Annotated in this window: 15 protein-coding genes and 1 pseudogene; 5 read left to right on the top strand and 11 right to left on the bottom strand. The window is 60.8% G+C overall.

What is annotated here, in order from left to right; genetic code table 11:
• Positions 1–12: 12 nt before the first annotated feature.
• Positions 13–690 (bottom strand): GAF and ANTAR domain-containing protein, encoded by a 678-nt coding sequence (locus DBV08_RS04120; protein WP_124566625.1) that lies wholly within the window; start codon positions 688–690, stop codon positions 13–15.
• A gap of 263 nt (positions 691–953) precedes the next feature.
• On the opposite strand from DBV08_RS04120, the gene DBV08_RS04115 reads away from it, so the two are divergent.
• Both DBV08_RS04115 and DBV08_RS32195 read left to right on the top strand, forming a co-directional pair.
• Positions 954–1,214 (top strand): hypothetical protein, encoded by a 261-nt coding sequence (locus DBV08_RS04115; RefSeq protein WP_260395292.1) that lies wholly within the window; start codon positions 954–956, stop codon positions 1,212–1,214.
• Between the two features lie 59 nt (positions 1,215–1,273).
• The gene (locus DBV08_RS32195; RefSeq protein ID WP_185564444.1) at positions 1,274–1,429 is read left to right on the top strand and encodes a hypothetical protein; all 156 of its coding nucleotides are present in this window, start codon (positions 1,274–1,276) and stop codon (positions 1,427–1,429) included.
• 148 nt (positions 1,430–1,577) lie between these two features.
• Here DBV08_RS32195 and DBV08_RS32755 read toward each other — a convergent pair whose 3' ends face one another.
• From DBV08_RS32755 to DBV08_RS04100, 4 genes are read right to left on the bottom strand one after another with little or no spacing between them, the layout of a single operon-like run.
• The gene (locus DBV08_RS32755; protein ID WP_260395291.1) at positions 1,578–1,877 is read right to left on the bottom strand and encodes a recombinase family protein; all 300 of its coding nucleotides are present in this window, start codon (positions 1,875–1,877) and stop codon (positions 1,578–1,580) included.
• Between the two features lie 4 nt (positions 1,878–1,881).
• A complete protein-coding gene (locus tag DBV08_RS32750) occupies positions 1,882–2,121 on the bottom strand; it encodes a recombinase family protein (protein ID WP_260395295.1) in 240 nt (79 codons plus the stop codon).
• A 59-nt stretch (positions 2,122–2,180) separates the two neighbouring features.
• Positions 2,181–3,221, bottom strand: coding sequence for a methionine synthase (locus DBV08_RS04105; RefSeq protein ID WP_124566624.1), 1,041 nt, complete (start codon positions 3,219–3,221; stop codon positions 2,181–2,183).
• A 20-nt stretch (positions 3,222–3,241) separates the two neighbouring features.
• Positions 3,242–4,234 carry a putative oxygenase MesX gene (locus DBV08_RS04100; protein WP_124566623.1) on the bottom strand — a complete coding sequence of 331 codons (993 nt, stop codon included), beginning with the start codon at positions 4,232–4,234 and terminating at the stop codon, positions 3,242–3,244.
• A 126-nt stretch (positions 4,235–4,360) separates the two neighbouring features.
• On the opposite strand from DBV08_RS04100, the gene DBV08_RS04095 reads away from it, so the two are divergent.
• A complete protein-coding gene (locus tag DBV08_RS04095; RefSeq protein ID WP_124566622.1) occupies positions 4,361–5,308 on the top strand; it encodes a LysR family transcriptional regulator in 948 nt (315 codons plus the stop codon).
• A 391-nt stretch (positions 5,309–5,699) separates the two neighbouring features.
• On the opposite strand, the gene DBV08_RS04090 is transcribed toward DBV08_RS04095, so the two are convergent.
• A complete protein-coding gene (locus DBV08_RS04090) occupies positions 5,700–6,119 on the bottom strand; it encodes an SMI1/KNR4 family protein (RefSeq protein ID WP_124566621.1) in 420 nt (139 codons plus the stop codon).
• 667 nt (positions 6,120–6,786) lie between these two features.
• On the opposite strand from DBV08_RS04090, the pseudogene DBV08_RS32745 reads away from it, so the two are divergent.
• A pseudogene (locus DBV08_RS32745) lies at positions 6,787–7,365 on the top strand (TnsA-like heteromeric transposase endonuclease subunit); the annotation flags it as partial.
• A 29-nt stretch (positions 7,366–7,394) separates the two neighbouring features.
• Positions 7,395–7,745, top strand: coding sequence for a hypothetical protein (locus tag DBV08_RS32740; protein ID WP_185564442.1), 351 nt, complete (start codon positions 7,395–7,397; stop codon positions 7,743–7,745).
• Between the two features lie 136 nt (positions 7,746–7,881).
• Here DBV08_RS32740 and DBV08_RS04080 read toward each other — a convergent pair whose 3' ends face one another.
• The 5 genes from DBV08_RS04080 to DBV08_RS04060 are packed head-to-tail and all read right to left on the bottom strand — an operon-like array spanning position 7,882 to position 22,166.
• On the bottom strand, positions 7,882–9,198 hold the full coding sequence (locus tag DBV08_RS04080; protein WP_260395290.1) for a lysine N(6)-hydroxylase/L-ornithine N(5)-oxygenase family protein: 1,317 nt from the start codon (positions 9,196–9,198) through the stop codon (positions 7,882–7,884).
• Positions 9,182–10,684 (bottom strand): hypothetical protein, encoded by a 1,503-nt coding sequence (locus tag DBV08_RS04075; protein WP_124566619.1) that lies wholly within the window; start codon positions 10,682–10,684, stop codon positions 9,182–9,184. Before DBV08_RS04075 ends, DBV08_RS04080 begins: the two co-directional genes overlap by 17 nt.
• Positions 10,681–14,862, bottom strand: a complete 4,182-nt coding sequence (locus tag DBV08_RS04070) for an amino acid adenylation domain-containing protein (RefSeq protein WP_124566618.1) — start codon at positions 14,860–14,862, stop codon at positions 10,681–10,683. Before DBV08_RS04070 ends, DBV08_RS04075 begins: the two co-directional genes overlap by 4 nt.
• Before the next feature lie 45 nt (positions 14,863–14,907).
• Positions 14,908–15,900 carry an ABC transporter substrate-binding protein gene (locus tag DBV08_RS04065; RefSeq protein ID WP_124566617.1) on the bottom strand — a complete coding sequence of 331 codons (993 nt, stop codon included), beginning with the start codon at positions 15,898–15,900 and terminating at the stop codon, positions 14,908–14,910.
• Complete coding sequence (locus DBV08_RS04060; protein ID WP_260395294.1) at positions 15,897–22,166, bottom strand: non-ribosomal peptide synthetase; 6,270 nt, start codon at positions 22,164–22,166, stop codon at positions 15,897–15,899. Before DBV08_RS04060 ends, DBV08_RS04065 begins: the two co-directional genes overlap by 4 nt.
• Between the last annotated feature and the right edge of the window lie 23 nt (positions 22,167–22,189).

Here is a 22,189-nt window from a genome sequence, read left to right as displayed (position 1 = left end):
GTGATGATCGTGTCATGTCGTATTCGTCTCGGTGTGATCAGCGATGAGTTCACGTGCCAGGACCGTGATGCGGCGATGCTGGGCGCGGGCGTCCGACTGCAGGCGACGTAACGCCTGGTCGATCGTCATGGTGTGGCGCGCAGCGAGTATCCCACTCGCAATATGCACATCGGCTCGTGAGAAACCGTAGGGGCCGGTAGCGAGATACGGTGTTCGCGTAAGGTCGGTGAGCACATAGCTGACCAATGACCGGGCGCAGCGCACACAGATCCTCTCCTCCTCCGGCGTGAGGCCCCGCGGGTTCTTGATGCAGACCGTCAGAACCCCGAGTGGTACCGAGTCGATGACCAGCGGGAACGCATGGACACTGCCGAAATCCAGCGCAGAAGCGTCCGCGGCGAAGGTCGGCCATTCGTCCGCACCGTGATCGCTCGCGTCGTCATGGTGTACTTCTGGACGTAGACGACGAAAGCACTCCACGGTCGGGCCTTCGCCGAGGATGAATTGCAGTTCGTCGATCTGCGCGGCGATGTCGTCGGTGGCGTAGACAAGGTCACCGGCAGTGCCGGCGAACACCGATACCGCCGCCCCGTCCACAGCGGTCTGTCCGAGAAGATCGAGAACGACATCAGAGGTCCGCGCGGCAGGTCCGTGTCGGTGAGGTGGCGATCGGGGAATGTCGTTGAGCATGCCGGACGCCTTCCCCCCGATCGGGAACCTCAACCCTCCGACATGATTTCAGTGAACCTGTACGAGTGCCATGTTTGTCTCGACGACAAGCAGGGTAGGAATCTGTGCGATCCACCGGTAGCCGAACCCCCAAACGTCGCTGCCGGTAGATCACCTGTGCTGTACCCGACCTCTGCCGGGCCGAGGTACACGCACTACCCGTCGGGTTTCGCTCTCTCGAAACCCGACGGGTTCTATCCCGGTGGGGCACAGAACGGAGGGCCGTGAGAGTCGACGACGAACGCTTGAGCAGGAGTGCGCTTGCACACGCTGCACCGAGCCCCGAGGTCATCGCGGCCACGGAATTTCTTCTCGCTCAGCCTGATGCGTACCGCTACCGTCGTCGCTATCTGGAGCTGATCGTTCGTGGTCGCGGTTCGGGCGCGGCCTCCGACTACACCGCTGCCGAACGGTATCTCTTGCGTACAGCCGATGCGTGCCGGCGCTCGTTGCGCCGGAACAACTCTTCGCCTGCTGAGGACTGACGTCCTATTGCCCGGAGTTAGGGATGCGGCGCCCTCGGTTCGAGTGTACTGATGTAGAGATGTTGAGTCTCATAGGTTTTCTTTTGGTTCTCTGGCTTGTCTTCGTCGTCGTGGGTTTCGTCGCCAAAGGCTTGCTGTGGCTTGCGATCATCGGCATCGTTCTCTTCGTCGCCACAGCCGTCTGGGGATGGGTCAAACGTAACGCCTCCACATAAGACGCGCCGGCACCATCGGAGCAGTCAACGCATCAGCAACTCTGCGAGAAGACTCGACCTGAACATCAACCGGTCGAAATTACTTGAGGGACAACTCGGCCGACAGCACCTGCAACATTGACGTCGCGACCGGACCCCACTCTCGGGCTCAGCTCTCGACCCGAGGGGTCCGGTCGCTCGCTTCCCGCTCGATCCGCGCAAGCGCAATATTGGTATACAACGACGAACGCTTCAAACCCGTGTTCTTACACAGCGTTTCGATCTTGAACTGACCCGTCTCATAAATTTGCAGTAGATACGCACGCTCCTCGGGCGAGAGCTTATGCGGCCTACCTTTCATCTTCCCAGCAGCCGTCGCGGCGGCAACAGCATCACGAGTGCGCGAACGAATCAGATCGGACTCGAACTCCGCCATCAACGCAAGAATGCCAATGAACATCTTCCCCATCGGATCAGCAAAGGTCGTACACCTGACCATCAATCGACAGCGACACACCCTTCTCCGCGATCCGCTCCACCGTCTCATGCAAATCCTTCGCCGAACGAGACAGCCGATCGAGCTTCGTCACACAAAACACATCGCCAGCCCGAGCCGCGTTAATCGCATTATCCAAACCCGGCCGACGAGCCTGCCGGCCACTGACCCCATGATCGACATAGGCCATGTCGCGATCCACCCGGGCCTTCGCCAGAAGATCAACCTGAACCGCCGTGTCCTGCCGGACCGTCGGTGAGATGCGGCCTCGATAGATTAGGGCTTCGCGGCCGCTAGCTCCTCACGAACGATGCGCGTGCCCGCGCTGAGCGCGCTTAACTTCGCCAGCGCGATGTCCCGGGAGAAGGGCGCCATTCCGCAGTTCGTGCTCGGCAGTAGTTTGTCCGCGTCGGCGAACCTGAGGGTGTTTCGGATGGTGGCGGCGACTTCCTCCGGAGTCTCGATCTTCTCGTTCGCCACGTCGATGGCCCCGAGCATGACCTTCTTGCCCCGGATGAGTTCGACGAGGTCGATCGGGACATGGGAGTTGTGGCATTCCAGCGAGATGATGTCGATGCTGGACTGCTGTAGGAGGGGGAACGACTCCTCGTACTGTCGCCACTCCGAGCCGAGGGTGGTCTTCCAGTCGGTGTTCGCTTTGATCCCGTAGCCGTAGCAGATGTGTACTGCGGTCTCCGCGCGTAATCCCTCTGTTGCCCTTTCCAGCGTCGCCACGCCCCAGTCCTTCATCTCATCGAAGTAGACGTTGAACGCGGGTTCGTCGAATTGGATGATGTCGACCCCCGCAGCCTCGAGGTCTCGTGCTTCCTGGTTGAGGATCGTCGCGAACTCCCACGCCAGCTTCTCGCGGCTCTTGTAGTGGCCGTCGTACAGCGTGTCGATCATCGTCATGGGGCCGGGCAGTGCCCATTTGATCGGCTGATTGGTCTGCTGCCGGAGGAATCTCGCGTCGTCGACGAAGACCGGCTTGGAGCGGCTCACTGCGCCGATCACGGTAGGCACACTCGCGTCGTAACGATTGCGGATCCGAACCGTCTCGCGCTGTTCGAAGTCGACTCCGTCGAGATGCTCGATGAACGTCGTCACGAAGTGCTGACGGGTCTGCTCTCCGTCGCTGACGATGTCGATGCCGCGATCGCTCTGTTCTTTGGCGGCGATACGCAGTGCATCCTGCTTGCCTTCGATCAACTCATCGCCGTGCAACTTCCAGGGCGCCCAGAGGGTTTCGGGCTGGGCGAGCCACGAGGGCTTGGGCAGGCTGCCGACGGTGGAGGTGGGCAAGATCTGGTGGTTCATGGTCGACTTTCCTCTGGTGGTCATCCGACGAGGACGGGGAAGCGGGCGGCCCAGTGTTCGAGTAGCTCTCGGTGTGGCTTGATGAAGTGCTCTTCTGTGTACTGGCCTTGCTTCGTTGCGAGCTGACCGCGTTCGACGCGGTCGTAGGCGATAGGGGTAGGCGAGTAGTCCTGCTGATCGAGGGTCGGTCGGTAGATTTCAGTGGCGGGCGAGTTCGCGTTGTAGATCTCCGGCCGATAGATCCTCTGGAAGGTCTCCATCACGCTGATCGTGCCGATGAGCTGCAGTTCGGTGTAGTCGCTGAGCAGATCGCCGCGGAAGTAGAACGCGAGCGGGGCGACACCGCTGGGCGGCAGGAAGTACCTGACCTGGAGACCCATCTTCCGGAAGTACTCGTCGGTCAACGAGTAGTCGTCCTGCTGGTACTCGACGCCGAGGGTCCGATGGTGATCCCCGGTCCGGCGGTAGGTCCGGCTCGTGGACACACTGATGCAGATCACGGGATCCATCGCGAAGCGCGCCTTGTAGGCCTCGGAGTCGAGGAAATGCTGGAACAGTTTGCCGTGCAGGTCACCGAAGTCGCCGGGCACGGTGAATACAGAGGTTCCCTCGTTGACTGCCGGCAGGCGGACACTGAAGTCGAAGTCGCGGACGTAGGAGGAGAAGTTGTTCCCGACGATTCCCGGCAATCGTGTGCCGGTGAGGCGATCGACGATCTGAATGTCGAGTACTTCGATCAGGGGGAGTCGGTGATCGGCGCCGTCCGAGCTGAACTGCAGCTCCGCGGAGACGATGTCGAGCTCGACGCAGTAGCGGTCCCGGCCCGGGTTGTCCCGGCGTGCGAGATCGTTGAACCGGTCGTTGATCATCGCCAGGGTTCGGCGGAGGTTCTGCTGACGGTGTTCGCCTCGGGCCAGGTTGGCGAAGTTCGTGGTGGTCCGAGAATGCTCCGACGGCGAGTAGTCCTCGTCGAAGCGGGTGGTGGTGATGCTGAACGTGAATTCGTTCGACATGTACGTCCATTTCGGGTCTTTGATCGGCAGGGCTCGGCCGTGCGGAAAGTCTCTGCCACCATCCTGCAGTTCCAGTTCAGTTATCGGGTAACTAACATTGCCTATGTCTCTCTATAGGGTTTAGCTATGGCGCGAGAATCCAGAGGTATCACACTGCAGCAACTGCATTACTTCATCGAGGTCGCAGCGGAGGGGTCGATCACCGGCGCCGCCGACCTTCTCTACGTTGCCCAGCCGACCATGTCTGCCGCGATGAAAGACTTGGAATCCCGAGTGGGGCGCACCCTCCTCGCTCGATCGGCCCGGGGGGCGACGTTGACCGAGGAGGGCGCGGAGTTTCTCGGCTATGCCAGGCAGGTCATCGAGCAGATGTCGCTGCTGGAGCAGCGCTACCTCGGTCAGCCACCGTCCCGTCGACTGCTCGGAGTCTCGGCTCAGCACTACTCATTCGTGGTCGAGGCGTTCATCCGGATGGTGGACTCCGTTGACGCCGCACAGTACGAGTTCTCGCTTCGTGAGACCCGGACCTGGGACATCATCGAAGACGTCCGGATGCTCCGCAGTGAGGTGGGCATCCTGTACCGGAATGACTTCAACCGGAAGGTCATCGACAAACTCCTGCGAGATTCCGGGCTGGTGTTCCGCCCGCTCTTCGCCGCGGTGCCGCACATCTTCATCGCCAGACAGAACCCGTTGGCCTCCCGAGATCGCGTCGCTCTCGATGATCTGGCCGACCTGCCACGGCTCACCTTCGACCAGGGCGCGAACAACTCGTTCTATTTCGCCGAAGAGATCCTCTCCACCCTGTCGAGTAAGCGGGAAATCCGGGTCTCCGACCGCGCGACCATCTTCAACCTCATGATCGGACTCGACGGCTACACGATCTCGACCGGCATCATCAGCGACGACCTCGACCCCGAGATCGTCGCGATCCCACTCGACGTGGACGAGAGCATCGAGATCGGTTGGATCAGCCATTCCGGCGTCCCGCTCACGGCGCAGGCGCAGCGCTACCTCGCCGAGGTGCGGGCCGTGGTCGCCGACTACGGAATCGAGCTGCTCGACTCCCCGTGAATCGTGCCGGCGCTGTTGATTTAATGCCGCCGCTGTTGGACCGGCTGGTGGATGCGTGATCTTCACGCGGGAGAATTCCGTCGCCAGGAAAATCTCGACACAACGGGCGATGCTGGACTACGAGCCAAACGAGATGTACCGCCGTAGGGTTCCACCCAACTGGCCGGAGACTTAGCGGTCGATGGTGCTATCAAGAGCAAACGGTCGCCCGCTCGGCCCGATAGAGCACTCGCCAACCGCAAGTCGCACTCTCGCATCGACACCGACGCTCCGGGCAGCGCAGTGATCAACACCGATCACTGGACTGAACGATGGCCCGATCACCCTGTGATCAGGACCTTCGACGAGCCCAGGGCGGTGAAAGTCGACATCGCGCGGATGCCTTCGTGAGTCAGTCGTCGACGTTCTCTTCCAACAGCGTGCGGAAACTGGCCGCCAGTCGGACAACTGTGTTCCCGTTGTCATGGTCGACCAAGCACACGCTTCCGTCCGCTGCGATCCAGATCGGATTCCCCGATCCGTCGTCAGCGAACACCACCCCGTCGATGAGGGCACCGTATGCGTCACGCGCCTCAATGGTCAGCTCGATGCATGTCTCACGACCGATAAGTTCGGCGTTGTCCCATACGTGCACTGACACGCCCGCGAAGCATCCACCCCAACGTCCCACGAACTCGGTGAAGTCTTTGTCCGGGACGATGTCGAGCGCATGCAATCGCGCGTGAAGCTCGTCTGCCGGAATCGGACGGCCTGGACCGTAGAAGTCCACGGTCCGCTCGATGCGAGCGACCAACCCGTTTCCGAGAGCCATATCGGAAGGTTACTTACCGGCGCAGGACACTAGGTCACCCCCGGTCGGTCGGATCACCAATATGGCATCTGCCTGCCCGGCCACCTGCGGTGTCATCGACCTCGGCAAACTACTCGGCCGCCAACGCACGTTGAACACGCCGACGAACGCCGCAGACGCAGACATCCTTCGCCGCCAACTTCGTCGAAGATGTGATGGGCCGCGCACTCACCGTCGAGGAAACTCAAATCCTCCGTACCGGATCGAATCGTCCACCGGCAGCAGCCCCCGGCCGCAAACATTCTCGAATTCGAGGTGAACAAACTCTCGATTTCCTCACGTACAAAAAAGATTTCGCTCCGGAACGAAATTTCATTTCGGAGCGAGATCTCGGCCGATCTGCCAGTGCAACGGCGCGGAGGTTGTCTTGTTTGGTGTCACTGTGGTCGTAGGTGGAATCGAGGATGGAACGTCGTGGCCACCGTCGGGTTCAGAGTTCACCGGGGGGATTGTTCTGGCTCATCGCACCTGATGCGGACTCATCGGATCTGATCTTTCAGTACGTCAATGTGATGCAGACTCAGGGCATCTGACGCGGTGTGTCATTATCGCTGCCCCATGCGGTTGGCTGTGGACGAACGGGAGGGCGGAGTGGTCGGTCGGGTTGGATGCATTCGAGATCGGCTTCGTGGGTTCGGATGGGGTCGAGGTTCGGTGCTCGTTGGCGGATGCGGTGGCGGTGCGGTTTGAGCGGGTTCCGCCGATCCGTTCGATTCCGTCGTATCAGGGCCAGCGGCACAATCCTGGCTTGTACTGGTCGGCGACGGTGTCGGCGCATGTGGAGTTCGAGTCCTGGTTGGAGCGTGACGAGGCGCTGGTGCTGGATTTCGATCCTGATGTGACTGGGTTCGCGGCGCAACCATTCTGGCTGCTCTGGCGCGATGGGCACGGAAGCCGATCGCATGCACCGGATTTCTTCGCTCGCCGGGCCGACGGCACCGGGGTAGTCGTCGATTGTCGACCTGCGGCGCGGATCAAGCCGCGGGATGAAGCTGCATTCGCAGCGACCGAGCGGGCATGCGCGTCGATGGGCTGGGCCCATCGGCGAGTGAGCGAGCACGATCCGGTCTGGTTGACGAACGTGCAGTGGCTGGGCGGATATCGGCACCCTCGTCACCGAGTGGAGTCAATTGCGGCTGCATTGTTGGCAGCGTTCGCGAAATCTCGTCCGCTGATCGACTGTGCGCGTTCGGTAGGCGATCCGGTGGCTGTATTGCCGGTGTTGCATCACCTGTTGTGCTCGAAGGAGCTGATGGTGGACACAACCTCCACTCATTTCCCTCGTGCAGCGGTGTCAAGGAAAGACTCGACATCCTCCAGCCGCATGCGAGACAGTTCATCTTCCTCGAAGGCCGCGAATATCTGGCAGCCAGCTACCCCAGCGTCGTCAACACCGCCGCACTGCTCGCCTCACCGCACTGGCGGTGGGTGGCTTCCAGACAACGGACGTGCAATCTATTCCTCACCGAACTCGGATGGCGGACAACCGGCGAACGAAAACCCTACTGGCCACAAGGCAACAGTGACCCCATCGTAAAATGGGTCGAGGGACTCACCCGCGCAAGTATCGACTGGAACAAGCTCTGACCACTATCGCCCGACTGGAGTAGCGAACAGCATGTCGGTGCGTCTGACTGGCTGACTGAGCCCTTCCGTGCGTTCATACAGAGGGGCAAGCTTCATCGTCGTTGAAACCCAACACATTCCACAGGTCTGTTGAACTTTACGGACTAGATATATGGGGAGCGGACGATGGGGCGCTCTGTGAGACGACCGCTTGTAAAATCTCGCCCGACCTCACTGCGATGTTCGACAGCAACGATGACGTGAGCCCGTGTGAGTGCTCAGTACCACCTTGGAGGAACACGGCACCGCCACAGCTCACCGTGGTGACTAAACGATAGTCTCGCGTAACAGTGGGTCCATTCGAATGGAAATCGTCCCTGTCGCAAAGTGGTCCGAGAATTGAGGGTAGATCCATCGGCTTGAATCCGGTCGCGTAGATGACGGCATCGTTGAGGATGGTCTCTGTGAGCCCTGTAGGGCGGTGTTCCAATGTGATGCTCACGCCGACGGAGTCCTCGTGCGTGTCGACAATCGCAGACGCTCCGTGGACGAAAAGTCTGCGTGGACCCTGTACGCGTTCAGCGTATTCGATCGCATACAACTCTTCGATGAGTGGTAGGTCGACCGCGGAATAGTTGGTGCCGCGATGGTAGTTCAGCAGTTGCTTGCGCACGTGCGGTGCCGACGAGTAAAAGTCGTCGACTGCGACGGGATCGAATATCCGGTTTGCATACGGGCTGTCATCGGAAGGGCTGTATCCGTACTTGCCGAAAACTGAATGGACTTCAGCTTCGGGATATGTCGCATGAAGATAGCGAACGACTTCGGCCGCGCTTTGCCCTGCGCCTACGACGATAAAAGAATTGTGTCGAATCGGTGGCAGTTCAGCCAGGTCGAAGAGCAGGTTGTGACTGTGGAACTGTCGCGAAGTCGGTGTCACGCCGTCGGGGAGTGCGGCGGTCAGACCTCCTGCCATGACGATGTTGCGCGCTTTAAGCATGCGCTCTGAGCTGCCAACGGTCCGGACCTCGAAGTGATCACCCGCGGATAGGATTTCAACTGCGCGACTTCCATAATCGACGTCGGCGTCGACTTGATTGGCCGCCCATTCGAGGTACTTATGAAATTCGATCCGAGTGGGGAAGAATGTTTGATAGTTCACGAAATGGTTCAATCTGCCGTGTTCTGCTAGATAATTCAGAAATGTAAATCGACTTGTAGTATTACGCTGTGTGGCGAGGTCTTTCAGGAACGAAATCTGCATGGTCGTACCTGGAATCAACATTCCGGGGTGCCAGCCGAAAGTTGGTTTCGACTCGACGAAGCGCGCTGTGATCCGGTTGTCGGACTCTTGCGATTCGTTGTACTCGCGAATCGCAATTGCCAGTCCTAGGTTGGACGGTCCGAATCCGACTCCGATCAGATCGACCGTACTGTCGTTCCGTGATCTCGAGTCGTCAAGATTTTTCTTCACTGGTTGACTCCTGCATTGGTGGCAGTATGGCGTTCTTCGATTGCTTTGGTTCGATCGGGAACGCGGAATTTGGTGGAGGAAGACATTGTTCGCCGACATTCCTGCTTGAACCCGCTCGTGCGGGTACGGTGAAAAGTTCGGAACCGTTGGATAGTGCTTCGCATGCTGCGAGGTGCGAGCTAACAGGCCGGCCTGGTGGATAAGCGATGATCAAGTCTCCTTCGTTTGCAGAGACCTCGATCATGTTCGGAAATTGCGGTGGCTGTCGAAGTATGGGGGTGGAATTCTCCAGTAGGGTAAGCGCCGTGGCCAGTTTGTCTGCGGCAACGTTGTCAATTCCGATGGTTATCGACACCACGAGATGCCGACCAGCCACGCGAGGTACATGGATGCGATGCTCATGCCAGAGAGAATCTCGCACCCAAACAGGGGTATGTCCTTCCGGAACTCGAATATGCAATCGCATCAGGTCGGTCACATATTCGGCTGCTGGCAGTGGTGCGGGCACCACTCGGAAGTGGTTAAGGTCGTCCGGGCGGGCGTTGAGGCTCCTTGTCAGAGTTGATGAGGCCTGGAGTGACCGGTCAACTGCGACGGGACCGCTTGAGGCGGCGTCAGCCCGCGCGAGGTCGAGTGAAGCGAGGATTGGCCATGACGGCGACGTCGTATGGTGACGAAATATGCTCTGCTGCACTGCGGTACGAACATCGGTGTCGCCGATGACATGTAAGTATGAGCCCTGCCGCATTGCCCTCATCGTCTTGTGCGCAGAGTGAACGATGAGCACCGGCCCTGGGCGTGCGCGGAGGGAGGCCGCAACTCGGGTCGGCGCTATCGAGTGGGTCTGCGGCGAGAAACAGTGAATGGCGGCCCAGGCGTCGTCGAGAACGATGGCGGTCGTCGGGGAGGCTTCCGCGATCAACGGAAGTACTTGGTCACAACGTAGGCGGTGTCCGTCGTAGGTTGATGTTGTGACAACCACAGCATCGAAGGGCTGCCCGGCGGTTGCTGCTCGTCGTAGAAGGTTGACTACCTCGCCGTAGTCCGGGCAACGATTCCCGGGTGCAGGCGGCATGGAGGTTACGACGGCGCCACTCGCCGCTGCCGCGAAATGCACTGACTGGTGCGACGTGTGGTCTATCATTACCCGGCCTGCGACCGGGACAGTCGCCGTAACCGCGATGGTGTTGGCGAGTGTTGTTCCCCCAGTGAGGAAGTGGGTGGCATCGACACCGAATGCTTCGGCAGCGAGTTCCTGTGCAGATTGCAGCGGGCCGCGGGGTCTAAAGAACGAGTCAAGTGCGGGTGCTGCCATGGAGACGTCGATGTCGGAAATTCTGTCACCGAACAGGTCTCGATACCGTTGGCTGACAGGGCTGTCCGTAGCGGAGACCCCACCCCACGGAACGGCGTGGAAATTAAGCGCCGAGTCGGCGAGGACCTGGATCAGGGCATCGGCCAGTGGCGTGTTCTGTTGCATGTTCATGCGCAACTCGCCCTCGATGACATGTCTGAATCAGTACTCGAGGCGAGTACACCACGCCAGGCTTGCAGCAGCCTCGCGGGCTCAATGCTTTCTCGGGCGTGGGCGGTGAGTGACACTGTCACCTCGTCGTCCACGGTAACGACTATCGGGTGGGGATACGCGTCGGCCGAACGAGAACCAAAGAGAATGCAGACATCTGCCACAGGCGCCGTGTTGACCTTTCGGCGACCGGCTCGATCATTCCAGGCGGCCCGGATTCCGGCATACGCCGCAGCAGGCGAGATGGCGGAATTCTCGGCGGGCACGAGATCACTGAGAGGGCCCAGCAGGGGAACATCGGAGCCGCTTGGCGCCCATTCGAGATCCACAGCGACGGTGCGCCCGAATTTCAGCTCGACTGCTCGGGCAAGTGTTGATGCGTAGCGGGCCCGGTCCGCATTATGGAATCCGGCGATTCCGTCTCGGGCGGTGTGTTCATGTGGGCCACCGCTATCGAAGTGCCGCGGACGATCTATCAACAGGACATCCAGGTCGATCCCATTGGTTTCCATTTCCGGTGCGGCTAGCCAGGCGGACAGGCTGGGTGGGCCAGGTGTTCCGGTCTGCGGGGAATTGGTGTTGAGTGCGTCGATCAGCCGTGCGATCGAGCCGTGATCAAGTAGTTGAGGTGGCGCAGCGACAGCGATGTAACCGTCGTTGTTCACCGCGATTGAGCATCCTGGGTGGCCATCTTGGGTGACAGCGGCTTTTGCCAAGTCGGCGAGGTTCGAAGCGTTTCCGTGATCTGTCACGGCGACCAGCGGTTCTGTGGTCAATCGTGCGCGGATAGTGCCTCGCCGCGATCGGAATATTCGCGTGCGCAGCGCTTCGTTGTCAACGGCAAGTTCGGCAACTATGGCGCGAATGGTATCCGGACGGTGCGGTGAAGTGCGCACGACCACCAGCGGTTCACTTGCCTTAGCTGTTGACCACCAGCGAGAGATAGGGGGCAATGGGAGCGCAATGTCACTTGCCACTGACTCGTCAACGTGTGATTGGGGGCGTTCGGTGTTGGTGCAATGCGTGACGAGATCAGCTACGGTGCGGTACTCGAACAAGTCTGCTGCGGTGCAGGATATACCGAGATCCTTTGCGCGCCGTGCAATGTCGACGGTTTGCAAGCTCGTACTGCCGAGAGCGAAGAGGTCGTCGGACGGGTGCACCGTGTCCATGTTCAGCACCTCGGCCACAATCACTGTGAGGGCTTGCTCCAGCGGGTTCGGAACTTTGACTGGCGTAGTTGGCGGCGTGACCTTAGGCAGTGCGTTGTAGTCGATTTTCCCACTGGGAAGCGTCGGCAAGGACGGAAGTTGAAGAACGAGTGCGACGGTCACCCCTGGCGGAAGCGCTCGCGTTGCCGCTCGGGCGATGTCAGTACAGTCCATGTCTTTGTCGCCGCTCACGTATCCGACGAGAATGCTGGTTCCGTTGCGGGTCGCGTCCGTGGCCACCGCGGCCGCGGACACGCTGTGCTCGGCGCACAGTGCGCTTTCGATTTCGTCCCTTTCGATCCGTACTCCGTTGATCTTGATGCGGTTATCGTTTCTGCCGAGGTAGGTCACGGTGCCGTCGGCAGCGCGACGGGCACGGTCACCGGTAGCAAACATGCGGGAACCAACGCGGAAAGGCTCGGCCACGAAAGCGCTGGCAGTTGCTGCCGGGTCCCCAAGGTAACCATGCGCCACACTGGGACCTGCGATGTAAACCATTCCCGTTACACCTGGGTGGGTCGGTCGGAGCCGCGCGTCGAGCACATAGACAGTGCAATCGGTGGGCAGAGTGCCGATTGCCGTCGTCGGGTCTCCCCGTCCGACGAGCCCCTCCATGACGTCACCTACGACTTCAGCGCAGCCGTAAGAACTGTGGACCGAACCAGGGACTAGACGTTGCAGGTCCGTGAGAAGTCCTGCCGTTGGGGCGGAACCGGTCGTCACCGCTCGGGTGAGCCCGCGAAGCGCTGTCGGGTTTTGGTGAGCAAGTGATTCCCATACTGTGGGGACAGCCATCAGGTGCTGGATTCCCGATTCGTCGATTGCTTTGCCAAGGACCGCAGGATCAGATCTGTCGCTGCGGGTGAGAACACGCAGGGTGGCTCCAGCAGTCAGAGTGTCTATGATTTCGGTGATTCCATCGACGAAGTTGATCGAACTCTTCGCTAGTCGAGTCTCGCCGGCGCGCAGCGGCCAGTATTTGGCACCCCAGCGCACACGTGCTGCGACGTTGCGATGAGAGATCGCAATCAGTTTGGGGCTGCCGGTGCTGCCGGACGTTGTGCCAATGTAGGCGTGCGTATCCGGGATGACGGACCAGTGCTCGGATTCTCCGTCGTTCGAGGCAACCGCTGCATCCATGGGGTCGATATGTTGCCCGGACCAGGTCAACGCGTCGATGCGATCCCAGTTTGTCGGGTCGACTAAGACCGTTCGTGCGCCGGCGGTGTGTAGAACGCGATCGATCCATTTTGTGGGATAGGCAGGGTCGAGCGGTATGCAGGTAATGCCAGCCGACCAGGTCGCGAGTAGACCGACGATCTGGGCGAGGCCTGGTTCGCATAATAGGGCGATCGGAGCGTGCGGACTTTCGGTCCTGCGTAGCCGCCGCGCGAGTCGGTGGACATAGTCGCCTAGCTGGCCGTACGTGACGGTGATATCTCCAATTTCAAGGGCTGTGCCATTTGGGTGGTTGATGCACTGTTGCCGAATGATTTCCGGCACCGTGTCCTCGCGGCTTTCTTGAGTACCCCCGTCCGTGAAGGGTGGACGTGGGCCACCAGCGAACGAGGTGACTACATCGTCAATACTTCGATCAACTGCATTAGCGAGCGCGCCCAGTGTTGCCACGACCAGATCGGCAAGGGCATTGGCTGTGGGTGGGGAGAGATGCGTGAGTCGATAATCGAGTTCGACAGTCATGTCATCAGAATTCGGACCAGTTTCGATCGTGATCCCCAGCACGAATTGACTTGTGCCATTGGATACCGAATTCGCGCGCACGGGCGTGCCGTTGAGATTCCCGAGTCGACCGGGATTGTGACGGAGCGCTACCAAAATCTCGGGAGCACGGTAGTCGATCGAGCGTTCGCGCAGTCCCGCACGAAGAAGATCCAGATCGACGGACCGGAATTCGAGGGCGTCGTAGCAGGTCGCAGTGATTGCGCTGAGCAGGGATCCGAGGGGGACGGATGGGGCGAAGGCAATGCGCAGCGGTACTAAATTGCCGAAGTACCCCACCTGGTCCTTGGCATCATCCGGCCGGCTCACGACCGGTGTAACCAGTGCAAGGTCGGTTGCGCCGGTGGCAGCGTGCACTGCGACTGTGCACGCTGCTACTAGAGCCGAGAACATCGACGCCCCAGACTGTTTGGCAATTGTTGCCACCTTTGCGGCAAGCGATCGATCGACAGCGCGTTGCACGCGCGCTCCAACCTCCGGGTTTCCCTCGCTCGTTCGGGGAAAAACTCGTGGTGGCGGATCGGCCCACACTCGGGCCGCTGCCGCTGCCGCTCGGTCGGTGACGGCAGTGCGGGGGCGGTAGTGCTTGCGGACATTGGTAGAGAGGGAGGGTCGAGTCCTTGGATCGTGATAATAGTCAGTGATGCGTCGCAGTAGCGCGGCCCATGAGTCATCATCGACCGCAATATGGTGCACGACGAAGGCCACCGCTGCTGCGCCGCCTGCCCTGGGGATCACTTCGGCTCGCCACGGAACTTCGGTGGTGAGGTCGAATGGTGTTGACGCCAAGTCGCTGGCGCGATGTCCCGGTTCCACAGCGGGTGAAGAGTCGTTCCACACGCGTATCGGCGGAATATCGTCCTGGGCTTGCCAACAGGGTGTGTTATCTGCCGTCACTGCAATGGTGGAAGTCAGTACCGAGAATTCACGCACCGCTGCACTGACCGCCTTCGCGAGCCGTTCCGGGTCGATAGCGTCATCGAACCACCACACGATCCCGATGGCGTGCACGGTAGATTGCGGATTCATCTGATGGACGGTCCACATGCGTTGTTCTGCGATGGTCAATGCCTCGGAGGGTAATCCGGGGTCATCGACCATCCCTGAAGAAGACGGCGCAGATACGCGCCGGATCCCCCGCAGCGCCAACCTTTTGTGGAATTCTTCATCGAAACCGGGCGTTCTCATCAATACTCTCCTTGCTGTGATTCTCGAACTCCCGGCTACGTCTTGCTAAGCGAGCGCAGGCTGTAGCTGATCGATCAGGTAATTCACAGATGAGGGGTTGGCCGTCAACAGTGCCCCTGCCAGATCTGTGGAAATGACGTGGAGGTTGTCCCCGAGTTCTGAAACGAGCGGCACCGCACGGAATTGCGTGCCCTCTGGATCACCTGGAGTGCTGACCAAGATGTGATCAGCGGTGCCGAGGCTGGAGAAGAGTTCAGGGGTCAGAGTGACGAAGCCATTGGCGGTGCCCCCGGCAGCCAGCTGAGCTACTTCGGGACTCAGCTGCAGACCGAGCGAGGTGAGGAAACGAGTAGATGGGTTCTCTTTTGCCGCAAGCAAATACAAGGTTCCGCCAGCGTACTGGCCGAATGCATAGGTCGAGTTCTTCAGACTGGGATTCGACGTAGCGAAGTCAATTACTTCCTTGTTTGCCGCTGAGATTAGGGTATTGGCTTGATCTTCTTTGCCGAGCACCTTGCCGATGAGCCGCAATAGATCCTCACCGGAGTCTGCGAATGCGGCAGTGGGATAAATGATCGTCGGGGCAATGTTCGTGAGCTGGTCGTACAGGTCAACGTACGACTGTTGAGCCGTCGTCGCGAGGATAATGTCAGGTCGAGCGGCAGCGATTGTCTCCACATTGGGTTTGACGGAGTCGAGTGTCATAACGTCGGAATTCAGGGGCGGCTGGGTCCCGGGCCAGTTCTTGTCCGCGCTGGACGGATTCGCGACTGCGGCAACGACCGTTGCGCCTAGCGCGCTTGCCATTTGGGCGTCTCCTGACCCAAGCACGACTACTCGGGATGGAGTCGCGGGGACGGTCACCTCCCCCCGCGCATGTGTGACCGTCACAGACGAGTTGGTCGTCGGAGTATCGGTTTTGTCATCTGCTGCCGTCGAACCGCACGCGGCAGAAAAGACGGCAGCCGAGATGGCGATTGCGGTGAGAGGCAGCCACCGTCGTGACCGCAATCGCTGGGATCGAAGCTGGAGGTTCATCGTTGTCCTTCTGTATTGGAGGGTCGTCGTGCAGTGTCACGGACGAAATCGTGGAGCAGCGGAGCTATGACAGCCCAGCCCTCAGGGGTGGTCATGTGGTTGTGTGCTAGCGGTGTGTTCTGCACGTGTAGATGGTCACCGACACGGTTTTGCCAGCAGTGGCGGTTCTGGAGTTGCAGATCTTCTGCGATCCCGGGTGAATCGTCGGCGACGATCAACTGAGTCGGCACAGGATCGGTGAATGGAACTGGCTCCTCCATCATTCGGGAGTGCCGCAGATATGCCTCCCGCACGGCCTGGGCCAAGGTGCCGTCGGCGGTGCTGAGTGGCCCACCAGAGTCTGCGGCTGTGCCGAAGAACTCGGCGGCGGCATCCAGAATGGCCTCGTCGGTTTCTGCTGGCACCCCAATCTCCGATTGGAGGTATGTATCAAGCAGCACCAACCCCGACACGCTGACGCCGCGGCTGCAGAGAGCGTTGATCATCGAGTAGGCGAGCTGGCCGCCGAAGGACCAACCGAGTAGGGTCACCTCGCGAATATCTCGCGCGGCGCAGTACACAACGAGTTCATCGGTGTATTGATCAACCAAGCCAGTTGCGGTGGTGACGGGTCGACCACCGCTCAATACAGGATCCTGCAGTGCCACCATGTTCCATGCCGGGGGCAGATGTCGCCGCAATCCGAAGAAGGGCCAACTGGATCCGCCCGCCGGATGTAGGCAGACCACCGTTGGATGTGTGGTCGACCCCGAGTTGATCTCCACGAGCACTCGATCAACCGCGGCACTACGGGTGCTGGCGATCTCTGAGACGGTAGAGCCACCGTAGATCCTGCGAAGATCGATCTGTCTTCCCAGGGCTGTGGCGGCGCGAGCCGCCAGTCGCACGGCTAGTAGTGAATGCCCGCCCAGGGCGAAGAAGTCGTCGTCACGGCCGATGGAATCGGCGTCCGCTTCGAGTAGGTCTGCGAAAACCTCCGCTACCGCAGCCTCGGCCTCACCTTGTGGTGGTCCACCTCGCCGGCGGCTCTGAAACTGCGGTGCCGGCAGCGCCGCAACATCGAGTTTGCCGTTTACTGTCAGCGGTAGTTTCTCAACAACGACCAGCGCCTCGGGGACCATGTATGCAGGCAATCGGTTTGCGAGAAAGGCGCGGATGCTCTCGGTGTCGACCTCGGCGTCGTCGACGATCGTGTAGCCGACGAGCTGGATCGCGCCTTGTGCAGAGTTTCGCGCAATCACCGCCGCACCTCGAACCTGTGGGTGCCGCCGAATCATATCGGCGATTTCACCGGGCTCGACTCGGTTGCCACGAATCTTGACCTGGGCGTCTGTCCTGCCGAGGTAGTCCAAACCGCCGGACTGATTCCATCGCACAAGATCTCCTGTGCGGTACATTCGGCGACCCGGCGGCCCAAACGGATCCGCCACGAATCGTTCCGCGGACAAGTCTGGGCGATCGAAGTACCCGCGCACCATCCCTGCGCCCGCCAGGTACAGTTCTCCAGCCGCATCCGGCGCAACCGGGTGCAGCGATGAATTCAAGACGAGGGCTGTGGTGTTGGCGATCGGATGGCCGATGCACGACTCTGCAAACTCATCGAGATCAGCGCCCACTGCATTGATGGTGTATTCAGTCGGACCGTACAAGTTGTACGAGGCCAGTCCCGGTGTCCTGCGAATCGTTGACCACAGTGCTGCAGGGACGCCTTCCCCGCCGAGAGACAGAAACGACAACCCCTGCCATCCCGTAGCGTCGTTCCGATCGAATAGTCCGTGCTCGGTGAGAACGGTTGCGTAGCTCGGTGTCAGATCACACGCGTCGACGTCATGCTTACGGAAGTACTCCATGAGCCGCTGCGGGTCGCGTCGTAGATCATCGTCAATAATGTGTACCTGTTGCCCGTGCAACAGCCAGAACAGCTGCTCCCACGATGCGTCGAAGGACAACGCGGTGGTGTGCGCGACGGTTAGCGGCCCGCGGTGTGCGTCCCGAGCGGCCAAGACCGGAGTGAAGATTTCACGCTCGTGGTTGTAGTACATGCTGGTCAGTCCCCGGTAAGGCACCTGGACGCCTTTGGGTCGGCCTGTCGAGCCCGAGGTGAAGATGACATACGCGGTGTGGTCGAGCCAAGCGAAATGCCGCTCACGGGGGCTGCGTACAGGCATCGTGTTGTTCGCATGCGCGATCCTCGCGGCGCGCACAGTTGCCCGGTCTATAGGGACGGTGATCGATTTGAACCTTTCTGGCAGCAGGTGATTGAGATCCGGTGAAACCAGGACGATGTCTGGGCGAGCTCCGTCGAGGATGTCGGCGATCCGTTCCGGTGGGTGCTTCTCGTCTACCGGAACGTAGGCGGCGTGAACGGCGAAGACTCCGAACAGCGCGGCCACCGTCAGCTCGTCTCGGCGCATCAAGATCCCGATCCGGGATTCCGGACCGGCACCTCTCGCGGTGAGCAGTGCGCCGATCGTCAGCGCTATCTCGCGTAGCTCGGAAAAGGTGACGGCGCGATTCTCTGCTACGACGGCGATCTCGTCGCGTGCGAGAACGGCCCGACGTTCGAGCAGGTCCCACACGGTGGCGTCCAGCTGCTCTCCCGTCAGGTTCGTGCCGTGCGCGCTGTCCGGCAGCGGCGCAGTTGTACCAGTCAAGTCGGCCAAGGTTTCGACGTGGCCGCTCGCGAGAGCGACAAGCACGGTATCGAATTCCGAGATGATCGTGCGGGCACGGTCGGCTGACAGTGCGGTGTGGTGATGCATGACGCGGACGGTGATTGTCCCGTCTCGATCGTCGAGCGCGATGGTGAGCGGGAAGTTGGTGGCATCGCGCAGCGCGGTGTCGGCAACGGTCAGGTGGTCGTGTAGGCCAAATGTGGCGTTCGCGGCCATCTTGGGATGGTTTTGGTACACGAAGAGGGTGTCGAAGAGCTGCGGCGGCACACCACGGTCGACCAGATCGGTCAGGCTCACGTACGGGCGCCGGAGTTGCGCTGCCTTATCAGAGTGTAGGCGCGCACATGCATCGTCGATTGAGGTCCATCCGCTTCCGCTCAGGCGCGTGGTCACCGTATTGAACACTAGGCCGACAGCCCGGTCGATTCCGTCGAGGTCGGAGGGGCGTCCGGAAATCACGGTGCCGAAGCACACGTCGTCGGCGCCGAGAACCCGCATGAGTGTGGTTGCCCACGCCAGCTCGAACAGGGTGTTTACCGACGCGGAACGCCGCCGGGCTTGTTCGTGAACCTGGGATGTGACGGTGGCATCAAGGCGGTACTCGAACTCGGTGGCGGTGAGGGGGTCAATGTTGCGGGTGTCGTAACCGGGGGCAATGGTTGTCGGACCCGGTACGTCACGCAAGGCCTCGGCAAAAGTGTCGGCGGCGCTCGCGCGGTCCTGCTTCGCCAGCCATGCGTGATATGCCCGCATGGGGAACGGTTCGGCGGGTATGACATGGTCGACGGCGCTCTGGCCCAGTGCGGACGGCGAGGCGTCGCTTGTATCGGTGTGGGTGTCCAGTTCTGTGTAGGCGTCCAAGATCGCGCGTAGGAACAGCCCGCCCGACCAGCCGTCGAGCAAGATGTGATGAATAGTGAACGCGACACGCCAGAGTTGCCGGGTTGGCCGTGCAATGCATACGGCGGCAATGCGCATGAGTGGCGGCGAACCAGCGTCGAAAGGGCGGCGGAGGTGCTCTTCGAACACCTCGTCTGCGGCAGTGGCATCGCCTGCGATTTCGTGCACGTCAACGCGCACGGACGCGCCCCGCACGATGGCCTGAACCAGGTCGGTTCCTAGCTGGGCGAAAGCTGCACGTACCGATGGATACGTCGCAATTGCCCTGTTTGCCGCATCCTCCAGCCGAACCGGATCAAGGTCGCCGACGATGTCGATGACATTCTGCGTGGCATAGACGTCTGCGCCGCCAGACGACGCGGTGAACAGGTGAACAGCCAGTCCCTCTTGGAGTGGGGTCAACGGCCAGACATCGTCGAGTGCGCCGTAGCGCTCGGTGAGTTGTTCCCGTTCGAAGGGGCCAATGGCGACAAGGGGTTCTTGTGCAGGCTGCTTCGTCTGAGCGTGATTCGGGAGTGTCGATGCGCGCCGCACGAACGCTTCTGCCCATAGGTTGGGGTCTACCGGGGCCAGGGAACCGGTGAGTTGGAAGTCGATACGCCACCGGTCGTTGGAGCGGCTTACCACGCACCGACTGATCGTCTGCGAGGACGGGTCGCGAGGGAATGTTCCGACGAATACATGCAGTTCCGTGTGGGGCTCAGCACAATCATCGAGCATGCCGACTGTGTGCGGGCTGAGATCACGAACCCAGCCGTAACTCCGCGGGGCCGGCAGGCTGGGGATGCTTCCGTCGGTAAACACGAGGACGGGGGAGCGCCGCCTCATCGGCGCGAGGACCATCCAATCATCCGGACAGTCCCGGTCCGGTTCGTCGAGTATGAACCACAGCGGACTCTCGATCGTACCGGTCGCGTGGGCCGCAACCGCGTCCATGAGGCTACCCAGTACGAGTTCGTGCAGGGCGCCTAGGAATGCTGTCTGCGAATCCGCCGATATCTCAGCGCCACCGGTGCGGGGCGACGCGGAGGTCTGGGCGGCAGTCTCCTTTGCGAGGTCGAAAACATCCAACCAATCTTCGGCGACGTCGACGATTGCGACGTCGCCGTACTGGGCTGAGTCATGTGCCGCGATCGAAGTCGGCCCCTGCCAGGGGGCACCAGAGACCAGGCCCTGCCTGAGAACCTCGCTGGTTTCCGATCCCACCACCGCCGAGGGCAGCATGCACCACAGCCGTGCGTCGTCGGCGCCGGCCAGCGGAGAGCCGAACAGCTCGGGGGAGTCTGCGCCCGAAAACGTGGCGGCGACGGCTGCCAGAGCCTTTGCGAGCGGATCGACACCAGAGTCGATTCCATCGAGATCGACTGTCACCAGAGTGGGGGTCACAGTGGGAGCATTCTCGCCGGTGGGCGCCTCATCGAACGCGATAACGCTGTGGATCGGCAGGTCAGAGTGGAAGGCTAGTTGAGCCAGGTTACCGATGACGGTTCCCAGAATTCGGCGCGCGCTGGTTTTGTCCACGACAGAGTTGCGGAATAGCAAGGACACGCCGAGGTGATCGTCCTGCGTACGATAGATACCGAAAGTGAGAGGGAACGGCGCTGACATGTGCAGTGGCGGAGCGGATTCCGCGCGCACGCCGGCAATACCCAGGTCGATCGCAACCGGGGTGGTCGTGTTGACCATCACTTCGAGCAGCGGATGCGAACGGGGACCGGCGATATCGCGCACAAGGACGTCGATATCGGCATCCGAGTGGGCGATGTGGTCCCGGTATTGCTCGGTCAGTTCTGTGATCAGGTCACCGAGAGTGCGGTCCGTGCTCAGATTCGTCGGCAGAGGAATAGTGTTGACAAACACCCCGATCGTGTCCTTGAACCGCGATCCTGGTCGGGTGGAAACGGGCATCCCAAGCGCGAACTGGTCTCCGGAGCCGAAGTGGCGCAATGCGAGCGCGGCGGCCACCCAGAGCAAAACCAGCGGCGGGCAGGACCGTGCAGAGACGATGCTCTCGAGTGCCTGACTGAGCCCAGTAGGCAACGCGCGTAGTTCGAGGGTGCCAGAATCATCATTGCTATCGTCGTGCGCTTCGCCAGTGCGGTCGGCCCACGGAATGACGCTACGGTCGGCGATTCGAGGTAGCAGGCCGCGCCAGTATTCGAGAGTTGCGGTGCTCTGGCCCGGCCGATTCGAGGCGAGGGCGTACTCCCAATACGGCGCCAGCGCAGGCGGGAACTGGTCGCCGCTACCGGATCGGATCCGGTAGGCGCACCCCAGATCACCGAAAAACTGCGCATGCGATCCGGCGTCGAACGCAATGTGGTGGATGACGATGACCAGTGCAGTGAGAGTCGATCCCGAGACGACGACCGCACGCAGCGGAGCGTCAGTTTGCAGATTGAAGGGGCTGACCATCTGGGCGTGCGCGACATCGTCTACGAATGCTCGTTCTCCGAACGAATCTGCGTGGACGCCACGATGCCCAACCCGCGCCTCCAACGTGGGCATAACATGCTGTCGGACAACACCATCTGCATCAGCGGTGTAGGTAGTACGGAGTACATCGTGGCGCGCGACCACATCACCCACGGCGTCAGCGAGGTGGTCGGCGTTCACGTCACCATGGAGGATGAGAACGAAGGGCACATTGTAGGCCGCGGACGTCGGATCCAGGCATTGCGCAAAGTGCATCCGCTGTTGTTCGGGCGATAACG

The organism is Rhodococcus sp. KBW08, from assembly GCF_003852455.1.
GTDB classification, from domain to species: Bacteria; Actinomycetota; Actinomycetes; order Mycobacteriales; family Mycobacteriaceae; genus Rhodococcus_F; species Rhodococcus_F baikonurensis.
Note: the sequence above shows the minus strand (reverse complement) of the source record. Positions and strands in the feature narration are given on the sequence as shown.

What these genes read in the sequence shown, in the direction of transcription:
- DBV08_RS04100 (WP_124566623.1), bottom strand. Translation starts at nt 4,234, where the DNA reads ATGTCGAACGAATTCACGTTCAGCATCACCACCACCCGCTTCGACGAG.
- DBV08_RS04060 (WP_260395294.1), bottom strand. Translation starts at nt 22,166, where the DNA reads ATGCACTTTGCGCAATGCCTGGATCCGACGTCCGCGGCCTACAATGTG.
- DBV08_RS32195 (WP_185564444.1), top strand. Translation starts at nt 1,274, where the DNA reads ATGTTGAGTCTCATAGGTTTTCTTTTGGTTCTCTGGCTTGTCTTCGTC.
- DBV08_RS04120 (WP_124566625.1), bottom strand. Translation starts at nt 690, where the DNA reads ATGCTCAACGACATTCCCCGATCGCCACCTCACCGACACGGACCTGCC.
- DBV08_RS04075 (WP_124566619.1), bottom strand. Translation starts at nt 10,684, where the DNA reads ATGAACATGCAACAGAACACGCCACTGGCCGATGCCCTGATCCAGGTC.
- DBV08_RS04065 (WP_124566617.1), bottom strand. Translation starts at nt 15,900, where the DNA reads ATGAACCTCCAGCTTCGATCCCAGCGATTGCGGTCACGACGGTGGCTG.
- DBV08_RS32755 (WP_260395291.1), bottom strand. Translation starts at nt 1,877, where the DNA reads ATGGGGAAGATGTTCATTGGCATTCTTGCGTTGATGGCGGAGTTCGAG.
- DBV08_RS04095 (WP_124566622.1), top strand. Translation starts at nt 4,361, where the DNA reads ATGGCGCGAGAATCCAGAGGTATCACACTGCAGCAACTGCATTACTTC.
- DBV08_RS04070 (WP_124566618.1), bottom strand. Translation starts at nt 14,862, where the DNA reads ATGAGAACGCCCGGTTTCGATGAAGAATTCCACAAAAGGTTGGCGCTG.
- DBV08_RS04090 (WP_124566621.1), bottom strand. Translation starts at nt 6,119, where the DNA reads ATGGCTCTCGGAAACGGGTTGGTCGCTCGCATCGAGCGGACCGTGGAC.
- DBV08_RS04105 (WP_124566624.1), bottom strand. Translation starts at nt 3,221, where the DNA reads ATGAACCACCAGATCTTGCCCACCTCCACCGTCGGCAGCCTGCCCAAG.